The sequence below is a fragment of the Mesorhizobium sp. M0663 genome, from assembly GCF_040320585.1.
Lineage (GTDB): Bacteria > Pseudomonadota > Alphaproteobacteria > Rhizobiales > Rhizobiaceae > Mesorhizobium.
On the sequence record NZ_JAMYPX010000014.1, the window covers coordinates 24,790 to 43,406 of the forward strand.

18 protein-coding genes are annotated in these 18,617 nt (G+C 58.8%); 15 read left to right on the forward strand and 3 right to left on the reverse strand.

The genetic code is table 11. The features are described 5' to 3' along the window. Nucleotides 1-5 precede the first annotated feature (5 nt). Both NKI54_RS22130 and NKI54_RS22135 read left to right on the forward strand, forming a co-directional pair. Nucleotides 6-1,193 carry a glycosyltransferase family 9 protein gene (locus tag NKI54_RS22130; RefSeq protein ID WP_352692384.1) on the forward strand — a complete coding sequence of 396 codons (1,188 nt, stop codon included), beginning with the start codon at nt 6-8 and terminating at the stop codon, nt 1,191-1,193. Nucleotides 1,194-1,248: 55 nt separating this feature from the next. Further along, on the forward strand, nt 1,249-1,986 hold the full coding sequence (locus NKI54_RS22135) for a polysaccharide deacetylase family protein (RefSeq protein ID WP_352692385.1): 738 nt from the start codon (nt 1,249-1,251) through the stop codon (nt 1,984-1,986). Here the strand turns inward: NKI54_RS22135 and NKI54_RS22140 are convergent, their stop codons facing one another. Both NKI54_RS22140 and NKI54_RS22145 read right to left on the reverse strand, forming a co-directional pair. Beyond that, nucleotides 1,987-2,376 carry a DUF427 domain-containing protein gene (locus NKI54_RS22140; RefSeq protein ID WP_352692386.1) on the reverse strand — a complete coding sequence of 130 codons (390 nt, stop codon included), beginning with the start codon at nt 2,374-2,376 and terminating at the stop codon, nt 1,987-1,989. 125 nt (nt 2,377-2,501) lie between these two features. Continuing rightward, nucleotides 2,502-2,888, reverse strand: coding sequence for a hypothetical protein (locus NKI54_RS22145; protein ID WP_352692387.1), 387 nt, complete (start codon nt 2,886-2,888; stop codon nt 2,502-2,504). A 175-nt stretch (nt 2,889-3,063) separates the two neighbouring features. On the opposite strand from NKI54_RS22145, the gene NKI54_RS22150 reads away from it, so the two are divergent. Together NKI54_RS22150 and NKI54_RS22155 are read left to right on the forward strand one after the other, a co-directional pair. After that, entirely contained in the window at nt 3,064-4,692 is a 1,629-nt protein-coding gene (locus NKI54_RS22150) for a fatty-acid--CoA ligase (RefSeq protein WP_352692388.1), read from the forward strand. Between the two features lie 83 nt (nt 4,693-4,775). Beyond that, entirely contained in the window at nt 4,776-5,561 is a 786-nt protein-coding gene (locus tag NKI54_RS22155; RefSeq protein ID WP_352692389.1) for a DUF1499 domain-containing protein, read from the forward strand. A 13-nt stretch (nt 5,562-5,574) separates the two neighbouring features. On the opposite strand, the gene NKI54_RS22160 is transcribed toward NKI54_RS22155, so the two are convergent. After that, the gene (locus NKI54_RS22160; protein WP_352692390.1) at nt 5,575-6,483 is read right to left on the reverse strand and encodes an MBL fold metallo-hydrolase; all 909 of its coding nucleotides are present in this window, start codon (nt 6,481-6,483) and stop codon (nt 5,575-5,577) included. A 114-nt stretch (nt 6,484-6,597) separates the two neighbouring features. On the opposite strand from NKI54_RS22160, the gene NKI54_RS22165 reads away from it, so the two are divergent. From NKI54_RS22165 to NKI54_RS22215, 11 genes are all read left to right on the forward strand, one after another. Further along, the gene (locus NKI54_RS22165; protein WP_352692391.1) at nt 6,598-7,188 is read left to right on the forward strand and encodes a biotin transporter BioY; all 591 of its coding nucleotides are present in this window, start codon (nt 6,598-6,600) and stop codon (nt 7,186-7,188) included. A 402-nt stretch (nt 7,189-7,590) separates the two neighbouring features. After that, nucleotides 7,591-8,154, forward strand: a complete 564-nt coding sequence (gene nusG, locus NKI54_RS22170) for a transcription termination/antitermination protein NusG (protein ID WP_352692392.1) — start codon at nt 7,591-7,593, stop codon at nt 8,152-8,154. Nucleotides 8,155-8,301: 147 nt separating this feature from the next. Next, complete coding sequence (locus NKI54_RS22175; RefSeq protein WP_352692393.1) at nt 8,302-9,621, forward strand: UDP-glucose dehydrogenase family protein; 1,320 nt, start codon at nt 8,302-8,304, stop codon at nt 9,619-9,621. 137 nt (nt 9,622-9,758) lie between these two features. After that, complete coding sequence (locus tag NKI54_RS22180) at nt 9,759-11,030, forward strand: sugar transferase (protein ID WP_352692478.1); 1,272 nt, start codon at nt 9,759-9,761, stop codon at nt 11,028-11,030. 102 nt (nt 11,031-11,132) lie between these two features. Further along, complete coding sequence (gene gmd / locus NKI54_RS22185; RefSeq protein WP_352692394.1) at nt 11,133-12,227, forward strand: GDP-mannose 4,6-dehydratase; 1,095 nt, start codon at nt 11,133-11,135, stop codon at nt 12,225-12,227. Between the two features lie 20 nt (nt 12,228-12,247). Further along, a complete protein-coding gene (locus NKI54_RS22190; RefSeq protein WP_352692395.1) occupies nt 12,248-13,003 on the forward strand; it encodes a glycosyltransferase family 2 protein in 756 nt (251 codons plus the stop codon). 133 nt (nt 13,004-13,136) lie between these two features. Further along, nucleotides 13,137-14,393, forward strand: coding sequence for a lipopolysaccharide biosynthesis protein (locus NKI54_RS22195; protein ID WP_352692396.1), 1,257 nt, complete (start codon nt 13,137-13,139; stop codon nt 14,391-14,393). A gap of 20 nt (nt 14,394-14,413) precedes the next feature. Beyond that, on the forward strand, nt 14,414-15,196 hold the full coding sequence (locus NKI54_RS22200; RefSeq protein ID WP_352692397.1) for a methyltransferase domain-containing protein: 783 nt from the start codon (nt 14,414-14,416) through the stop codon (nt 15,194-15,196). Beyond that, nucleotides 15,127-16,293, forward strand: a complete 1,167-nt coding sequence (locus tag NKI54_RS22205; RefSeq protein ID WP_352692398.1) for a glycosyltransferase family protein — start codon at nt 15,127-15,129, stop codon at nt 16,291-16,293. Before NKI54_RS22200 ends, NKI54_RS22205 begins: the two co-directional genes overlap by 70 nt. 186 nt (nt 16,294-16,479) lie before the next feature. Beyond that, the gene (locus NKI54_RS22210) at nt 16,480-17,145 is read left to right on the forward strand and encodes a methyltransferase domain-containing protein (RefSeq protein ID WP_352692399.1); all 666 of its coding nucleotides are present in this window, start codon (nt 16,480-16,482) and stop codon (nt 17,143-17,145) included. A gap of 195 nt (nt 17,146-17,340) precedes the next feature. Then, nucleotides 17,341-18,600 (forward strand): O-antigen ligase family protein, encoded by a 1,260-nt coding sequence (locus NKI54_RS22215; protein ID WP_352692400.1) that lies wholly within the window; start codon nt 17,341-17,343, stop codon nt 18,598-18,600. Nucleotides 18,601-18,617 lie beyond the last annotated feature (17 nt).

An 18,617-nucleotide genomic window follows, 5' to 3' on the forward strand; every position in this document is an offset into this window, starting at 1 on the left:
AACAGATGTTGCAGAACCCGCCCACGCACGTCCGCTCGATTCTCATCCTCCAGACGAAATTCATCGGCGATCTTGTCCTCGCTTCCGCGCTCGCCAGAACCCTGCGCCTCCAATATCCAAAGGCCAGGATAGTGTTCCTTTGCGAGGCGAACTTTGCCAGTTTCCTGTTGGCTCATGGCATCGCCTCGGACGTGGTGGCGTTCCGGCGCGTACGGATGCGTGGCACCCCTGTGCAGCGTGGTCGCGAGCTTTACGCGATGGTGCGCGCTCTGCGCCGGTTCCGGTTTGACCTGACCATCGACCTGGCCGATTCCAAAACCTCACGCATCATCGTCAGGCTCGTCAACGCCAAGACCCGCGTCGGATATGATCCTCCCGAAAAACCGTTGCGCTGGCTGGAACGCCAGCCCGCCAACGTCCTAGCCAAGCCGTTTGGCTTTGGTGGCCAGCATTATCTCTACCGCTATCTTTCGCCGCTTGAAGCGCTTGGCGTGGAGTTGCGTGCGCCGGTCCCAACGATTGAGCCGCTGCCGCTGGAGACCGCCAGGGCATTGGCGCTTCTCGACCGGCATCATCTCCGGCGTAACGCCTTCATAGCCGTTCATGCAGGAGCGAGCTTCCGGGGGCGGCAATGGCAGCCGGAACGTTTTGCGCTGGCGATCGACGAGATCTCGCGGCAGACCGGGTTGGACTTCCTGCTTGTCGGCGGCCCCGGTGAACGGGCATCTGCCGAGCGCATCGTCGCCAAGGCCGCTTCGCCGGTCGTCAACGTGGTCGGGGCGCTGTCGCTGGCAACGCTGCTGGCGGTCCTCGGCCAGGCACGCCTTTTTCTGGGGAACGAGAGTGGCCCGATGCACATGGCCGCTGCCGCGGGAACGCCGGTTGTCGGCCTCTTCGGCCTGACCGACCCGGCCGTCTGGGGTCCTGTCGGCGTGACCAGTGTTACGCCGCGGCCCTCCATGCCTTGCGAGTGCATAGCCAGGGACCTGTGCCGCCGACCCGATCCGAGCAAGGCTTGCTGCGTCTGGCGACTTGAGGTCAAAGCGGTGGTCGACGCGGTGCTCGCGATCCTTTCACGTAAGGTTAAGGACGTGGAGCACGCATTTGACCTCGCGCTTGCCAAAGGTCAGGCCGGCGGTCAAATTGCCGCTGCCGACGCTTTTGCAGGGGCATCGTCCCGATTTCCGCCTTGATGGCGGTCTTGGGGTCGCCGCTTCAACTTTGATCCGGCCGACCTGGAAATAATCGATGCGCCCGTTCCAAAAGTATTTTTGCGCCATTGCGATATCGCTGTGGGCTGTTTCTCCTGGCAACGCCCAGTTGCTCGTCGCACCGACGCTGCACATCAAGGCCGAGGCGGGCGGCGGCCGCGTCGCGCTGACGCTCGATGCGTGCGGCGGAAGGACCGACACACGGATTCTCTCGGCGCTGGTGGAAAACAAGATTCCTGCCACCATTTTCGTCACCGGCATCTGGCTGAAGCACAACGCCGCCGCCGTCGAGATCATGCGGGCGCATCCCGAACTGTTTGAATTGGAAAACCATGGCGGCCGCCATGTCCCGGCTGTCGACACGCCGCAAAAGATCTACGGCATTCGCAGTGCCGGCAGCCCGGAGGCCGTGCTGGCCGAGGTCGAATCGGGTGCTGCCGCTCTTGCCGTGACCGGCGAACCGGCGCCGAAATGGTTTCGCGGCGCAACCGCCGAATACAGCCCGTCGGCAATCGCGATGATACGCAAGCTTGGTTTCAAGATCGCAGGATTCTCAATCAACGGCGATGGCGGCTCATTGCTCGGCGCAAAAGAGACCGCCCGGCGCATTGCCGCGGCGAAGGACGGCGACGTCATCATCGCTCACATCAACCAGCCGACCCATGCGGCCGGCGAAGGCGTGGTGCAGGGACTTCTGGCGCTGAAGGCCAAGGGCCTCACCTTCGTGCGTCTCGACGATGCCGACGGCGTCGGCGATGAAGGCACCACCGACTGATCAGTCGGGCGTGGCCTCGATGGTCACCTTGTTCGGATAGAACGCGCCGTGGTCGCGGATATCGGCCGTCTCGTCGAACGGCCGCTCATAGGCCCACATCGCATCCTTGCCTGCATCGCCGGCGGGCAGCACGCTCCAATAGCTGGCATCGCCCTTATAGGGGCAATGGGTCGAGTGTTCGGTCTTGCCAAGCTGTTTGAAGTCGATGTCGCCGAACGGAATGTAGAAAACCGGGGGGTAGGGCGATTCGGTCAGCACTTTGACCTTGTTGGACGAAGCGATGACGACATCGCCAGCGCGCACCATCACGGTGCCCTTGTAAGGCTCGACTGTGATGACCTTGCCCGGATTCTGCTGAAAGCCGGGTGACCGGTTTGCGATCTGGTCCATATCGGATCTCCTTGCCTCTACCCCAAGATGTGTCTGGCAAGCGCGCTGCGCAATACCTGCCAGCCACCGGCGGGCATCGCCCGCGGGTGGCAGTCTTGCGCTTTCCTCCGGTATCCCGCCTAAAATCAGGCGGCGGCCTGGAAAGCGTCCATCAGTCCGGCATAGGCGGCGGCAATGCCGGCCACCGGATTGGTGCTTTTCGAGGTGGTCTCGACCTTCAGCGCACCACCGCTGGTCGGCAAGGTGAGCAGCAGGAACTGGCGATTGCCGCCGTCGCCGACGCAGGCGGCAGCGACGTGCTGACTTTCGCCCTCGTTCTCGACGCACATCTTGAACAAGAGCGTGCCGCCGACCGCCTCGAGGGCGCCACCGACGACGTCGACGAATTCATCTTCGGAAACGGCTTTGGCGTCAGGCACCAGATCGGCCCGCGCGACGTCGGCCGCCACCAGATCGGCCAGACTTTCGGCAAGCGTATTTTCGAGGGCTTTGTCGTCGAGCTGCGCGTCCATGCGAACCTCTTTCATTCGCCAATCGCGCCCCGCCGTTAATCAACGTTAACGCCGAGCATGGCCGGATTGTGGCGAATTCGGCCTCAATTGGCTCCATGCCCCGCTCCAGCCCGATCCTGGCTGGACAATCCGCCGGTTCGTCCCACAATGGCGAAAAAATAACGGGAGGAACAAGATGCTCGGGCTGATGCAGGAATGGCCGCTGCTTTGCCATAAGCTGATCGACAATGCCGAGCGGCAGCACGGCAGCCGCGAAATCGTGTCGCGTTCGATCGAGGGGCCGATCGTGCGCAGCACATATGCCGAAATCCATGATCGTGCCCTGAAGGTCGCCGAGCGGCTCGAGCGTGACGGTTTCGGGCTTGGCGACCGCATCGCGACCCTGGCCTGGAACACCGCGCGCCACATCGAGGCCTGGTACGGCATCATGGGTGTCGGCGCCATCTATCACACGCTCAACCCGCGGCTCTTTCCCGAGCAGATCACCTGGATCATGAACAATGCCGGGGACAAGGCGATCTTCGTCGACCTGACCTTTCTGCCGCTGCTCGAAAAGATCGCCGGCGCGGTCAAGTCGCTGAAGCAGGTTATCGTGCTGACCGACAACGCGCATATGCCGGAGACTGCGCTGCCCAATGTGGTTGCGTACGAAGAATGGCTTGCTGAAGCCGACGGCAACTTCGCCTGGAAGACATACGACGAAAACACCGCCGCCGGTATGTGCTACACCTCGGGCACCACGGGCGACCCGAAAGGCGTCCTCTACAGCCATCGTTCGAACGTGCTGCACGCAATGATCGCCGCCATGCCCGACGCCATGGGCCTGTCGTCGCGCGATACCATATTGCCGGTCGTGCCGATGTTCCACGCCAATGCCTGGGGCCTTGCCCAGAGCGCGCCGATGGTCGGCGCCAAGCTGGTCATGCCCGGTTGCAAGATGGATGGCGCTTCGCTCTACGAGCTGCTCGACACCGAGCAGGTGACCTTCAGCGCCGCCGTGCCGACGGTGTGGATGATGCTCCTCCAGTATCTGGAAGAGACCGGCAAGAAACTGCCCTATCTGCAGAAAGTCGTCATCGGCGGCTCGTCCTGTCCACGCGCGCTCACGACGAAGTTCCAGGACAATTACGATGTCCAGGTCGTCCACGCCTGGGGCATGACCGAGATGTCGCCGCTCGGCACGCTGTGCACCCTGAAGCCGGATTACGCCGGGCTGAAGGGCGAGGCCCGCCTCGGCGTCCAGCAGAAACAAGGCTTTACACCGTTCGGCATCGAAATGAAGGTGACGGACGACGCCGGCAACGAACTGCCATGGGACGGCAAGACCTTCGGCCGGCTCAAGGTCCGCGGGCCGGCCATCGCGCGCGCCTATTATGGCGGCATCGGATCCGAACAGTTCGATCAAGACGGCTGGTTCGATACCGGTGACGTCGCGCATATCGACCCCGGAGGCTATATGCAGATCACCGACCGCGCCAAGGACGTGATCAAGTCGGGCGGCGAATGGATCTCGACCATCGAGCTCGAGAACCTCGCGGTCGGCCATCCCGATGTGGCGGAGGCCGCCGCCATCGGCATTCCGCATTCGAAATGGGGCGAGCGGCCTTTGCTCGTGGTCGTGCGCAAGCCGGGCAGGGAGCCGACCAAGACGGATATTCTCGCTTTCATGGACGGCAAGGTGGCGAAGTGGTGGATGCCGGACGACGTCGCTTTTGTTGGCGAAATCCCACACACCGCTGCCGGCAAGATCCAGAAGATTACCTTGCGCCAGCAGTTCCGGGATTATCACCTGCCGACGGATTGACCGGAGATGCGGCGTCTTTGCGTCTTCAAGCCGCCGCTGAAAGGCACTATGCCTGTGTTCGGGTTGGGGCAGCGCGGAAACCAATGACGGGAATTCCCGAGCGACAAACGTCGAGGGCTGCCGGTTGGTCGCGGCGCGCCGGCGCGTTTTCGGCAGTCCTGCTGCTGACCGCTCTCATCGGCCATCGCTATGACCTCGTCGAGACCCAAGCTTTCCTATGGGTGCTTGGCATTGTCGCCTTGCTGGCCGCGTTTGCGCTTTTGTTTGCCGGGTTTGCCTTCGCGCGATTGTGGAACTTCGGTGATCGTGGCGGCCAAGACCTGACCGCCGGCGCCTTGCTGGCGTTTCTGGTGCTCATCCCTTACGCTGTCGCGGCCTATTGGGCGGCGACCTATCCGCCGCTGCGCGACATCTCGACGGATTTCGACGACCCGCCGGCGCTCGATATTTCTACGCGGACAAAGGATATGAACGAGCTTTTGCCGCCGACGCCCGGCGAGCAGCGCCTGCAAATCGAAGCTTATCCGCTTGTTACCGGACGCAGCTACACCTTGCCTTTCGATCGCGTTCTGGAGGCGGTCAAAACGGTGCTCGATCGGCGCGGCTGGCAGCTCACGGCGCCGTTTCCAGACGCAGCAGGGCAAAGCGACGTGACGGTCGATGCGCTGGCCAAGAGCTTGCTGCTTGGTCTTCCCGCCGATGTCGCCATCCGCGTGACCGACGACGGCGATGCGGTCATCGTCGATATGCGCTCGGCCTCGCGTTACGGCCGCTACGACCTTGGCGACAATGCAGCGCGCATCACCGATTTCCTTTCCGAACTCGACCAGGAAGTCGCCGGCCAGGTGGGCGTGGCGCCGGCGGAATGATATCCGAAGTGTGCTACGTTGCCGGCGAATAGATGCCGTCGATAGCCGGCGCGCCGTCGGTGTGGACCAGGCCCTGCGCCACCAGGTCTTCCAGATGGGCAAGCACCGACAGGCCGGCCGCGCCATGCAGGCGCGGGTCGGTGTCTCGATAGATCGCGTCCACCATGTCCTTGATTGTCCGGTCGCCGCTGTTGATCCGCTCCAGAATTGCCCGTTCGCGCATTTTGCGATGCGTTTTCAATCCGCGCATGAAGCTGCGCGGTTCGGTCACCGGCCCACCATGACCGGGCAGCAGCAGCCGGTCGTCACGTTCGATCAGCCGATCGAGCGATGTCATGTACTCGGCCATCGCGCCATCCGGCGGCGCGACGATCGTGGTTGCCCACGCCATGACGTGATCGGCCGAGAAAAGGATGCCGGTTCCCTCCAGCGCGAAGGCCGCGTGATTGGCGGTATGGCCGGGCGTCAGCACCGTCCGGATCGCCCAGCCGTCGCCGTCGATCACCATATCGTCCGGCAGCGCGATATCAGGAACAAAGTCGGTGTCGGCGCTGGCATCGAGTGGATTGACCTCGCCGGTGCGCAACGGCCGCGCCGGGCGATGCCGGCCCTCCGCCAGAACCACCGCACCCGTATGCTGCTTTAACCGCGCCGCCAGCGGCGAATGGTCGCGATGCGTGTGGCTGATGAAGATATGGCTGACCGGCCTGGTCCCGATTGCTTCGAGCAGTGTTCGAAGATGTGCCTCGTCATCCGGTCCGGGATCGATCACCGCCAGCGTCTCGCGCCCGACGATATAGCTGTTGGTTCCGTGAAAGGTGAACGGGCTTGGGTTCCTGGCGGTGACGCGTTGAATACCAGGCGCAACGGCTACGCCCTGGCCATAGGCCGGATCGAAGCGTGTATCGAATTTCAGCGCCATGCGAACGTCGCGACCTTTTTTGGGGCGAGGGCAAAACCGATTGCCGCATAGCACGGAAGCCAATATAGGAAAACGCAAGGCCGCGTTCGGCGGCAATCCGGAACGGGGAAGACCATGGCAATTGCAACGACGATGCGTCCGCTCATTTCTCTCGCTTTGCCTGAAAAGGGCGCGGCCCGGCTGGCAGGACAGCTTTTGCTGGCGATCGCCGGAACGTTGCTGCTGATCTTGTCTGCCAAGACCAAGGTCATGCTCGGACCGGTAGACATCTCGATGCAGACGCTCGCCGTCTTCCTCATCGCTGCCTCCTTCGGCATGCGCCTTGGCGTCGCCACGCTGCTTCTCTACATGGCCGAGGGCGCGTTGGGCCTTCCGGTCTTCCAGAGCACGCCCGAAAAGGGCATCGGTATCGCTTACATGCTCGGTTCGACCGGCGGTTATCTAGCCGGCTTCGTCGTCATGGCGGCGATCGTCGGCTGGGCTGCCGACCGCGGCTGGGATCGCCATCCTATCAAGCTCTTCAATGCCATGCTGGTGGCCGAGATCGTCATGATGGCAATGGGCTTTGCCTGGCTGGCGCTGTTGATCGGCCCGGAAAAATCCTGGCAGTTCGGGGTGTTGCCCTTTATCGTCGGTGATCTGATCAAGGTTGCGCTGGCCGCGAGCTTGGTGCCGGCTGTCTGGTCGCTGTTGAAGCGTTCGTGAAGCCGGTCGAGCGGTGATAACCTGTTCTGCGCGACAGTGATTTTTCGCCGTAGTTGGTGTGGCCGTGCAGGATCTTTGTCGCTGGCGGCAGGCTTGTGCGCGACGCCATCCGTCACATTAGCTTCAAGTCGACGGACTAAGTACCAGAACCAACGGGCGATTCGTCACGACCAGCGTAACCAAGCACCTACGTATGGAAATAAATTGCTCGACATAGCAACTCAGCCAGCTGAAAAAGAAAGCGGCTCGATGATTATTTAGGCACAGCTAAATTTCTGGACAATGTTTAGGAAATTCTTAACCCAACCGCCTTGACTCTAGTGGCTTGGTTGCTTGCTGGTATCCACACACTGTCGTAACCGTTGACCTGAGATCATGCCGCCGACCGCCGAAGGAAGACACGTGAGTAGCGCGGAAAAAACAACGAGCAACGCGACCACCCTGTCGCCTGCGCCTACCGCCGTGCCGGCAACTCGCTGGTATGCGGCCTGCGTCTTTCCCGGGAAGGAGCATGTCGCAGAGCGGCATCTCCGGATCCAGGGATTCGAGCCCTTTGTGCCTCGCTGCGAGAAAACCGTGCGTCATGCCCGGCGGCTCGAAACACGGTCCGCAGCTTATTTCCCGGGTTATATGTTCATCGCCCTTGACGTCGCGCTGCAACGTTGGCGCTCGATCAACGGAACGTTCGGTGTGCGCTCCCTCGTCATGCAAGGGGACCGGCCTTTGCCTGTCCCCTCCGGTCTGGTAGAGCGCTTCATTGCATTGACCGGCAGGCATGGCCTGCTCGACTTCAGTGGCGGCCTCGCAGCCGGTGCTTCGGTTCGGATCCTTTCCGGCCCGTTCGCGGAAATGATCGGTCGTCTTGACCGGCTCGATCCAGCCGGAAGGGCTCGGGTTCTGATTGCGATCATGAATGGCGAGATACCTGTCGACCTTGATACCAGGGATCTCGTCGCCATCGCATAGTCGTAAGCATCGAGGTGCGGCGAGGCGATGCAAATTGTTGTAGGATCGGCTCTCGGGTTTTCACCCGGGAGTGCGGTAGCCGTTCTTCGGTGGGACTAGGCGCTGTCTGACGAGATCGTCTCGTCGGCGCTGATGAGAGTACGCGATATGCGGATAACAATGATTGGTGCCGGCTATGTAGGGCTCGTCTCGGGCGCCTGCTTCGCCGACTTTGGCCATCAGGTCTGCTGCGTCGACCGGGATGCGGAAAAGCTTGCCATGCTCAAACTTGGCAAGATACCGATCTACGAGCCAGGGCTCGACGACCTCGTCACCACGAATACCGCGCAAGGTCGCTTGCGTTTCGACGACAATCTGGCCGATGCCGTTTCTCAATCGGATGTCGTCTTCATAGCCGTCGGCACGCCGTCACGGCGTGGCGATGGGCACGCCGATCTGTCCTTCGTCTACGATGCGGCCGCCGAAGTTGGTCGCGCGCTCAAGGGGTTTACGGTCGTGGTGACGAAATCGACCGTCCCCGTCGGTACCGGCGATGAGGTGGAACGGATCATTTGCGAGCAAAATCCCGCCGCCGATTTTGCGGTGGTCTCCAATCCGGAATTTCTTCGCGAAGGATCGGCCATCGAGGATTTCAAGCGGCCCGACCGCATCATTGTCGGGACCGAGGCCGAAAGGGCCAAGGCGGTCATGGGCGAGATCTACCGTCCACTCTCGTTGAATGTCGCGCCGATATTCTATACGAGCCGGCGTACGGCTGAGCTTACCAAATATGCCGGCAACGCATTTCTGGCCATGAAGATCACCTTCATCAACGAAATAGCCGATCTCTGCGAGCGGTTGGGGGCCGATGTGCAGGATGTCGCGCGCGGCATCGGCATGGACAACCGCATCGGCGCAAAGTTTCTTCATGCCGGGCCGGGCTATGGCGGTTCCTGTTTCCCGAAAGATACGCTGGCACTGGTCAAGACCGCGCAGGACGCGGCAAGCCCCGTGCGGCTGATTGAAACAACGGTCTCGATCAACGACCAGCGAAAAAGGGCGATGGCGCGCAAGGTAGTCGAGGCCTGCGGCGGCTCGGTTCGCGGCAAGACCATCGGTATCCTTGGCCTGACCTTCAAGCCGAACACCGACGACATGCGCGATGCCCCCTCATTGGCCATTATTCAGGCACTCCAGGACGCAGGCGCTTCGATCAAGGCCTATGATCCGGTCGGCATGGAGCAGGCGCGCAAGATGATAGAGGGCATTGAATTCGGGGAAAGCGCCTACGCGGTGGCCGACGGCGCGCATGCGATCGTCGTCGTCACCGAGTGGAACGCGTTTCGGTCGCTGGATCTGAAGCGGCTTCGTGCAGTCATGGCGACGCCGGTGATGGTTGATCTGCGAAACGTCTACCGCGGCGAGGACGTCGTGAAGGAAGGCATAGCCTATTCGAGCGTTGGCCGAGAGCGGCATCCTGTCAGGTGAACGTCCAGCAAGAGCCTACTGGAATTTCGAATCTTCGGGGTTAAACGTTCCTGCAGAGAACAAGGTAAGCAGGCAAAAAGCATTTGAAGAGACTTAGAATTCAGTAACTCGCAACAGAGATTTTGAACTTGAATATAGTGATGATGAATCGGCCAAGACAGCGCCACCTCGTGCACAGGGTCAGGTTTCAACTCCTGGGCGGTTTGGCTTTTGCAATCATGCTCCCTGTTCTTGTCAGGATTTTATTTGATCCATCAATTCTATATTATTCAAACCTGCAGATTACCATCTTGGCAGGCGTTATCGCGCATACAATAGGCTATTTTGCTTTTCGACGTATAGGTAATTTCCCGGGCATCGCGGCCTCTGGCTACATATTTCCGACATTTGCTTTTTCTTACGGGATTGTTTATTTGGCGATTTTCCTGTTTAGGATTGAATATAGCGGCTTCCAGGCGGCCAGCAGCTTGACGTTGTCAATTCTCTGGTACTTTGTCTTGACCATCATAAGCCGGCGCCTTGACCCTTACAGTCTTGCTGTGGTTCCAGGCGGTGCCGTTGGTCGCCTTGAGGAGATAGGCGGGGTGAACTGGCATTGGCTTGTTTCCCCTGACATGATCATTGAACGCGTCAACGGCGTCGTTGCCGATCTGCGCGCCGATCTGTCCGACGATTGGGAGCGCTACATAGCCGACCGGGCACTTGCGGGAGTTCCGGTCTACCATGTCAAGCAAATCACCGAATCGCTGACTGGCCGCGTCGAAATCGAGCATTTATCCGAAAACACGCTGGGCTCAATTAATCCCAACCAGGCCTATATCAAGATCAAACAGGCGATCGACTGGGTCTGTGCGCTGTTGGCACTGATCGTGCTGACGCCTTTCCTGTTGTTGATCGCGCTGTTAATCAGGCTGGAATCTCCCGGACCCGCCATATTTCGTCAGGAGCGCCTCGGCTTCGGCGGAAAGTCATTTACGGTCTACAAATTCCGGACGATGACCGTCAGTGAACCTGAGGCGGCAAACGTTCGCAGTCTCGCGGTCACCAAGCCGGGTGACAGCAGGGTTACCCGGCTCGGCCGCTTCCTTCGCAGAAGCAGAATTGACGAACTGCCGCAGCTGATAAATATCGTTCGTTCGGAAATGAGCTGGATCGGGCCTCGCCCTGAGGCGACAGTTTTGTCATCCCACTATTCGGTGGCGTTGCCATTCTACCGCTACCGAAATATCGTCCGTCCCGGAATTTCAGGGTGGGCTCAAGTGAATCAAGGATACGTCTCGGAGGACGACGACGAGACCGAGAAGCTGCACTATGACTTCTATTACATCAAGAATTTCTCGCCGTGGCTTGATTTCGTTATCGTGTTGAGAACGCTGAAAACTCTGCTAAGTGGGTTCGGATCTCGATAGAGACCGTTCCGGATTTTGGCTACCATCGAAATTTATCTATCGAACACTGCGCCGCGATAATGTTTGGCGGTAATGTTTTCTGAAGCTGCCGAAGGGTATGAAATGAGCCGAAAAACCGCGCTAATTACAGGCATCACCGGCCAGGATGGTGCCTATCTCGCCGACCTCCTGCTCGCCAAGGGATATGCAGTCCACGGCATCAAGCGGCGTTCGTCGTCTTTCAATACGGGCCGTATCGATCATCTCTATCAAGACCCGCATGAAACCGGCGTCAATTTTTCGTTGCACTATGGCGACATGACCGATGCGACGAACCTGATCCGCATAATCCAGGAAGTGCAGCCGGACGAGATCTACAATCTCGCGGCGCAATCGCATGTCCAGGTGAGCTTCGAGACCGCGGAATATACGGCGAATGCCGACGCGATCGGCACATTGCGCCTTCTGGAAGCCATCCGGCTGCTTGGGCTGACAAAGAAGACGCGTTTCTATCAGGCATCGACCTCCGAGCTCTATGGCAAGGTGCAGGAAGTTCCGCAGAAGGAAACGACGCCTTTTTACCCTCGCTCCCCCTATGCGGCCGCCAAGATCTATGGCTACTGGATCACGGTGAACTATCGCGAAGCCTATGGCATTCACGCTTCCAACGGAATTCTGTTCAACCACGAAAGCCCGATGCGGGGCGAGACGTTCGTGACCCGCAAGATCACCCGAGCCGCCGCGGCTATCAGCCTCGGCCTTCAGGACAAGCTTTATCTCGGCAACCTGTCTGCCGAGCGCGATTGGGGACATGCGCGCGACTATGTCGAAGGCATGTGGAGGATCCTTCAGCAGGAAACCCCGGATGATTATGTGCTGGCCACAGGGATCAAGAACTCCGTTCGGAAATTTGTCGAACTCGCCTTCGCCGAAGTAGGGGTCCGTATTCAGTGGAACGGTACCGGGGTCGACGAGAAGGGTGTCGATACGAAAACCGGCAAGATATTAGTCGAGGTCGATCCACGCTACTTCAGGCCCACCGAGGTCGACCTGCTGCTCGGTGATCCTTCGAAGGCGGAGCGGGTCCTCGGCTGGAAGGCGACGACGTCGCTTGATGAGATGGTGCGCGAGATGGTTCAATCCGACCTCAAGGTGGTGGCGCGCGAATACGAGCATCGCCGGCTTGACGAAGAGCACAACCGCAAGGCGGCCCAGTAGCTGCGAAAAGTCCCGCGAACATGAAGATTTCCGTTCTAACGGTCTGCTGGAACTCGGCGGCAACAATCCGTCATACGCTCGACAGTTTCTTTGCCCAGGATCACCAGGACAAGGAGCTGCTCGTCATCGACGGAGCCTCGACCGACGAAACGCTCGCGATTGTCCGCTCCTATGCTGGGCAAGGATTGCAGGTCATCAGCGAGCCCGACCGCGGCATGTATGACGCGTTGAACAAGGGGCTGGCGCTTTGCACGGGCGAGGCGATCGGAGCCCTTAACGCGGACGACGCATTTCACGACGCTTCCGTGCTCGGCAAGATCAGCGAGGCGCTTGCTGAAAGCGATATTGTCCACGGCCACCTCGACTTCGTTGAAAACCATGAAAGCAAGCGAGTGGTCCGCCGCTGGCGAGCAGAGCCAAGACCCAGTGACGGGTTCCGCTCCGGCTGGATGCCTGCCCACCCGACTTTCTACGTTCGCCGCGCCGTTGCCGAAAAGAACGGGCCGTTCGATTTGGCGCTCAAAGTCTCCTCCGACTACGACTGGATGCTGAGAGCCGTCGAACTCCATGGATTCAGGATCGCGACAATCGATCAGGTCCTGGTCGACATGATGATCGGAGGCGCCAGCACAAGGAGCTTGCGTTCGCATATCGGGCACAACCTCGAAGCGTTGCGTGCCAGGCGCCGTTGGCTCGGCTCCGGCGCTGTCGACTATGCGCTCATTGCCAAACCGGCGCGGAAAATCCGGCAGTTCGTTTTCGCGCGGCGAGGTTAGGCGAGGATGAGTGCTGTCTTCCTGGGCGAGGAAGCTAGTCACGTGGCTTCTCGTCACTTGCAGCGGGGCGGTCCGGACTAGTGCAATCAGTCGCTTCCTCTAAACCTGGCAAGGCCGAATGTTTCGAAGCATCTTGACGGTCCTGTCGGGCTCGGTAATTGCGCAGATCATTGCAGTTGCTGTTCTGCCCGCGCTGACACGACTCTACGATGCGGAAGCATTCGGTCGCTATCAGATCTATGTTTCCATACTGAACGTAGCGGTCATCTTTGTCGCCTTCCGTTACGAATTGGCGATCCTAAGCGCGAGACCGGGGCCAATTTTGGAGAACCTGCTGAAATTAACATTTCGGCTCTGCATGTTGACCAGCATCATTGCATTTTTCGTCGCCGGCATCGTCGACTTGTGGATGCCAGGCGTCGCATCATCTTTGAAGGGCGTTCTCTTCTTCTTGCCGGCCGCGATGGCAATCGCGGGAATCTATCAGATGCTCAGCTATTTGCCGATCCGCGAACGTGACTACCGCCTCAGTGCACGTTCGAAGATCTCTCAATCGGTGGGTTTCTCGGTCGGTGCCCTTGGATGTGCCGTTCTGTCTTTCGTAGGAGTTGGCCTGGTTCTGGCCGACACGTTCGGAAGAGTCGTCGGAAGTATTTCTATCCTCCTTGGTAGCGGCAAGCTCTGGCGAACGTTGATCTCTCCTGCCTCCTTTCCTGTAATGAAAATTACGGCAATTCGCTTCCAAAAGTTCGGGTTTCTCACGTTCCCGGGAGCCCTTCTATCTGCGCTCAGCGCAGCTATTGTGCCGTTTGCCTTTTTCGCCCTATTCGACCTCACAGTTGCTGGACAGTACGCACTTGTAGAGCGGTTCATTTTGATGCCCGTCGGGATCATCGCGATGGCGATCTCGCAAGTCTTTACAGGGGAATTCTCTACGCTCTATCGCTCTGACAAAAGGAGCTTGAATCGCGCATTTCGACGTTCGCTCCTCTACTTGCTCGCCGTCGGCCTTTTGCCAACGATTTTGGGAATGCTGCTCTCGGCGAAGGTGGTTCCCCTCATCTTTGGAACAGACTGGGCACTAGCCGGAAAACTGTGTGCCATCGGATTTCCGATCGCATATATGCGTTTTGTGGCAATCGCGGTGACCATGACTCTTGTCGTTGTCGATCGCCAATCGCTTCAGTTCACCTGGGAACTGAGCAGGTTTGTCTTTACGCTGTGTGTCTTCGGCTGGGTCTGGTGGGTGGATCCGGGCAGTCCAGCAACCGTCATGGTCTGGTATGGTCTGGCAACTGCCGTCAGCTATGCTCTTCACTTGGCATTTTGCGACCGGGCGACGAGAGCGGTAAGTCTGCAGGCAGAGATGAGCGAACGGGTAATGGCATGAATCTAAGGATAGCAATGTAGATGCTGTCTCCCAATCAAACAGTTGGCACGAAGGGTGGTGCGGTGGTTCTCAAGAGGTTTATCGGTTGGAACAGGTGCGCCGCCGCCTGGCTCGAACGCCGCTTGCCCAGGGTTTTCGGCGCCCCGTCCTACAAAGCGGAGCTCGAGCGCCGTATCGCCGACGACATTGCACGGCTCGGGCCTTCGGCAATCCTGGAGGTCGGCGGGATCGACCGGCCACTTCTGCAGCGCGGTCACGGCTTTAGCTATATTGGCCTGGATATCGAGGAGAGGCCTGACTGCTATACCGTCTACGATCGATTTATCGTCCAGTCGATCGAGCAGCCAGTCAATGTCGAGGCAGATATGCTTATTTCCATCACGTTGATGGAACACGTGCCGGACAACAAAGCCGCATCGGGCTCGATGTTTTCCGCATTGCGGCCAGGCGGTGCGATGCACCACTACATGCCCTCAAAATGGCATCCTTATTCGATCGCGCTGCGGCTCGTCGGGCCAGTCATGCAAAAATGGCTGATTCCATACCTCCGACCGTCGGCGGTGGGCGTTACCGGGTATCCGGCCTTTTTCGACCATTGCTCGCCCTCGGATATGGCAAAGGTGTTTCGCCAGCAAGGATTCGAGAAGATCGACGTCATGCCATTCTACCGTGCCAGCGATTACTTCGCTTTCTTTCTGCCTGCCTATCTTTCCGTCGCTCTATTCGAGAACCTTTGTGCGGCCTTGAACTGGCGCATCTTCTGTTCAGGTTTCGTCATCAGCGCCATAAGACCCGCAGACTAGCTGCGAGCAAGAACGAGGCCATGCGACTTTTTCAAAATTCCGGAATCAATCCTGTCTATCAACCGCGGCTGGCCGATCTCGTCGGCAGCGCCAGCGGATTCGAGCAGCAGAAGGACGTATTTCTGAACGATCGCTACGGCGCCGCGCACATCCTTTTGCCGGTGCTCGACCGTCATCCGGAGGCATTCTTTACGAACGGCGACGACGAATCGCTGCAGCGGGCGTGGGCACGCGAAAACGGGCTTGGCGAAGACACGCCATTGGACGACATCCTTCTTGCCCAGATCGAACATCACAAGACGGACGTCTTCTACAATCTCGACCCATTTCGTTACGGTGCCGCTTTTGTGCGCCGCTTGCCTGGGCACGTGAAACAAAAGATTGCCTGGCGCGCCGCACCAGGCAAGATCGACTTTTCCGGTTATGACCTCGTGCTTTGCAACTTTCCGTCCATGCGGCAGATATGGGAAGAGCGGGGCGCCAGGACGGCGGACTTCTTTCCGGCTCACGACCCGGAACTCGATAGAGTGGCTGCGAATCGGAACAGAGACATCGATGTCCTGTTCTTCGGCGGCTATAGTCGCCACCACCAGCGTCGGCGGGAGATCCTGGAGACGGTGGCTCGTCTTGCCGGCCGCCGCCACATTGTCTTTCATTTGCATTTGTCACGCTATACGCCGCTCGCAGAGACGCCGCTTGGCTGGTTCGGTCCGCTGAGCGCGGTGCGCCGCCCGCCTGCGATCCGCAAAGTCAGCGCGCCTCCCGTATTCGGTCGCGCCATGTATGCAGAGCTTGGAAGGGCCAAGGTCGTGATCAATGCCTCGATCGACATGGCAGGCCCGGATCGTGGCAACATGCGCTGTTTCGAAACGATGGGCGCTGGAGCTCTGCTGGTTTCCGACTCCGGTAACTACCCCGGGCCGATGCGCGATGGCGAAACCATGATTGTCTATGAGCAGCCGCAAGACGTCTCGAAAAGAATCGAGCAGCGGCTGGACGATGGGAGCTGGGACAGGATCGGCTGGGCCGGCAACCGCGCGATTCGTGAAGAATACAGCAAGCAGCGCCAATTCGAGCGGTTTGTCGAACTGGCCTAGCCGCCCATTGACTTCACGGCCAATAGCGACGTTGTGTTTTGATGGCTGGGAATCCTCTGTGTGCCAACGAATTTTTGGTATGCTTGCTCTGAACACTGCAGGAATTTCTTGTCATAGCCGGCCCTTGAGGCTCCTTCGTGGGAGGCGAGCCTTTGTCAGACGATTGGTTTTTTTGGAGATACGCACATGTATGGAAAAATTGCCGACGAGGTCGAACGGCGCCTGGCAACCTTCGGGTTTCGTATCGCCACCTGGGACGATGCGCGATCGTGCGGCAAGCTCTACGCGGGGCGGCTGACACGCAATCTCCCTCAGTTCGATACGCATATCGGACTGACGCCCTACAGCCCGTCACCTCGCAACATCAACCACGATGTGACGCAGCCGATGCCGCTAAGGGAATGCATCGATATTTATCAATCCGAGGATGTCTTTGAACACGTAGCGTACGAGAAACTGCCGCAGATTTTTGCGCACATCCATACCGTGCTGAAGCCGGGCGGATTGTTCCGGATGAGCGTGCCCGATTATCGTTTCGATGTTTACCGGGATCGGTCCGTCAAGGATGGCGATCGGTTCGTATTCGACCCTGTCGGCGGCGGCAGATATGAAAATGGCGTCGTCACCGGCGGCGGGCATTTGTGGTTCCCGACATACGAAAGCGTCACTGCACTCGCAGCCGCAAGTCCATTCTCGAAATGGGAGGTGCTTGAAGGTTACGATCCGGACGCCAACGCGATCATCAAGCCCGTCGACGAATCATATGGACGGGTGCTGCGCACTTCATATAGAGACCCCCGTGTCGCGAGCCGCCCACGCCCATTGTCCATGATCATGGACTTGTGGAAGTAGCTCGACCGCTACGGCGCGGAAGCCGGCTCGCAAATTCCATATGGGCATTCGGTTGCCCGAGAACCGCGGCGTGTTACCGGATCAAGCTTAACGGCAACTTTAGCCAACATGTATGATGAGCCGGTGCCAACCGTTGTCTCAACTCGACAAGGCATGGTATCGCTGTTGCCGTTTAACTAGTGAACCTCCAGCACAATGTACATCAGCAAACACGTTCCGATCTACAAGGACTTATGGGCCTGGAGTTTCGCCCTGGCGGTTGCCGGTTATCCACTAATAGGAGTTTTCTCGTCTGCTACGGGGCGGGAGGACGCAAAATTATCGATCGCCTTCCGCATCTTGGTAATTGCTCTAAGCGCCATCGCATTTTTTTGGTCGGACCGGCACAAGGCATGGCGATTCGGAGATGTGTGGCTATTTGCCTTCGCCGCGCTCTACCTAACAAAACTCGGCATCGATGCCGATTACAACATCGATGGAGCGTCGGACGCGCTCGTATTTGCCCTGATCACTTCGGTTGTGCCAGCTGCTCTTCTGGCGTTATCGACAAATACGTGGTCGGAGATCAACGTGGCGTGGGCACTTTTCACCGTCGGCGCATTGAGTGTGGCGGGTATCGTTTGGCTCCAATACAGTGGTTCAAATGCGGTGCTGGTCGATACGACGGATCGTGTTTATTTCGAAAGATTGAATCCCATATCCGTAGGTCATGCCGGCCTGACTACACTTATAGCGTCATACACCCTGCTTAGGTTTGATCAAAGCAAGATCATAAAGATTGTTATCCTGAGTGTAGTGTCTGCCTCGGCAGTCGCAATCTATCTAGCGGCGGCCCGCGGGCCGCTTGTCGCTTTGGGGTGTTGTATCGTTTTATTTCCCTTACTCCGTCCGAATTTCACGACCATGCTCGTGTGCTTGTTGTTTGTTGCCGGAGCGGTATTGGCGTTGGCCATCACTGACATAACGCCGCTGCTCGACAAATTCCATCTGACGGTGATCGGGAAAGACAATTCGACCACCGAACGGCTCGGATCGATTTCGCTCTCGTGGGGACTGTTTCAGCAAAGCCCTTTGTTTGGCTGGGGCACGCAATTGCCTCTGTTCGTATACCCCCACAATATGTTCATGGAGATCCTTCAATCGGCTGGTCTTCTCGGTATGGCAATATTTATCCCGGTTTTCGTTAAACTGGGAATGGCGATAAAATTCCTAGCCGACAAACGCCTGGTGCTTTTGCCGCTTCTGGCCACGCAAGCCATCGTCGGCGCGCAGTTCTCCGGATCCCTTTGGGGGTCAGCATTCCTCTGGATCGTCGTTACGGTCTTGATTTTCCGTGTCAATGCCATGAGGTCATTTGACCAATGGTCGCAGCGGCGCATGGCGTGGCGTACCCCTGCTCGATTTGCTGTGCCCGGCGAGGGTTGGGCAGCGAGTAATGTTGCCGCTCGGAAGTGAGATGCGCGTTCGCCTGC

What these genes read in the sequence shown, in the direction of transcription:
- gmd (WP_352692394.1), top strand. Translation starts at nt 11,133, where the DNA reads ATGAGCCGAAAAACCGCGCTAATTACAGGCATCACCGGCCAGGATGGT.
- NKI54_RS22200 (WP_352692397.1), top strand. Translation starts at nt 14,414, where the DNA reads ATGCTGTCTCCCAATCAAACAGTTGGCACGAAGGGTGGTGCGGTGGTT.
- NKI54_RS22165 (WP_352692391.1), top strand. Translation starts at nt 6,598, where the DNA reads ATGGCAATTGCAACGACGATGCGTCCGCTCATTTCTCTCGCTTTGCCT.
- NKI54_RS22215 (WP_352692400.1), top strand. Translation starts at nt 17,341, where the DNA reads ATGTACATCAGCAAACACGTTCCGATCTACAAGGACTTATGGGCCTGG.
- NKI54_RS22150 (WP_352692388.1), top strand. Translation starts at nt 3,064, where the DNA reads ATGCTCGGGCTGATGCAGGAATGGCCGCTGCTTTGCCATAAGCTGATC.
- NKI54_RS22175 (WP_352692393.1), top strand. Translation starts at nt 8,302, where the DNA reads ATGCGGATAACAATGATTGGTGCCGGCTATGTAGGGCTCGTCTCGGGC.
- NKI54_RS22190 (WP_352692395.1), top strand. Translation starts at nt 12,248, where the DNA reads ATGAAGATTTCCGTTCTAACGGTCTGCTGGAACTCGGCGGCAACAATC.
- NKI54_RS22145 (WP_352692387.1), bottom strand. Translation starts at nt 2,888, where the DNA reads ATGGACGCGCAGCTCGACGACAAAGCCCTCGAAAATACGCTTGCCGAA.
- NKI54_RS22155 (WP_352692389.1), top strand. Translation starts at nt 4,776, where the DNA reads ATGACGGGAATTCCCGAGCGACAAACGTCGAGGGCTGCCGGTTGGTCG.
- NKI54_RS22135 (WP_352692385.1), top strand. Translation starts at nt 1,249, where the DNA reads ATGCGCCCGTTCCAAAAGTATTTTTGCGCCATTGCGATATCGCTGTGG.
- NKI54_RS22130 (WP_352692384.1), top strand. Translation starts at nt 6, where the DNA reads ATGTTGCAGAACCCGCCCACGCACGTCCGCTCGATTCTCATCCTCCAG.
- NKI54_RS22140 (WP_352692386.1), bottom strand. Translation starts at nt 2,376, where the DNA reads ATGGACCAGATCGCAAACCGGTCACCCGGCTTTCAGCAGAATCCGGGC.
- NKI54_RS22210 (WP_352692399.1), top strand. Translation starts at nt 16,480, where the DNA reads ATGTATGGAAAAATTGCCGACGAGGTCGAACGGCGCCTGGCAACCTTC.
- NKI54_RS22160 (WP_352692390.1), bottom strand. Translation starts at nt 6,483, where the DNA reads ATGGCGCTGAAATTCGATACACGCTTCGATCCGGCCTATGGCCAGGGC.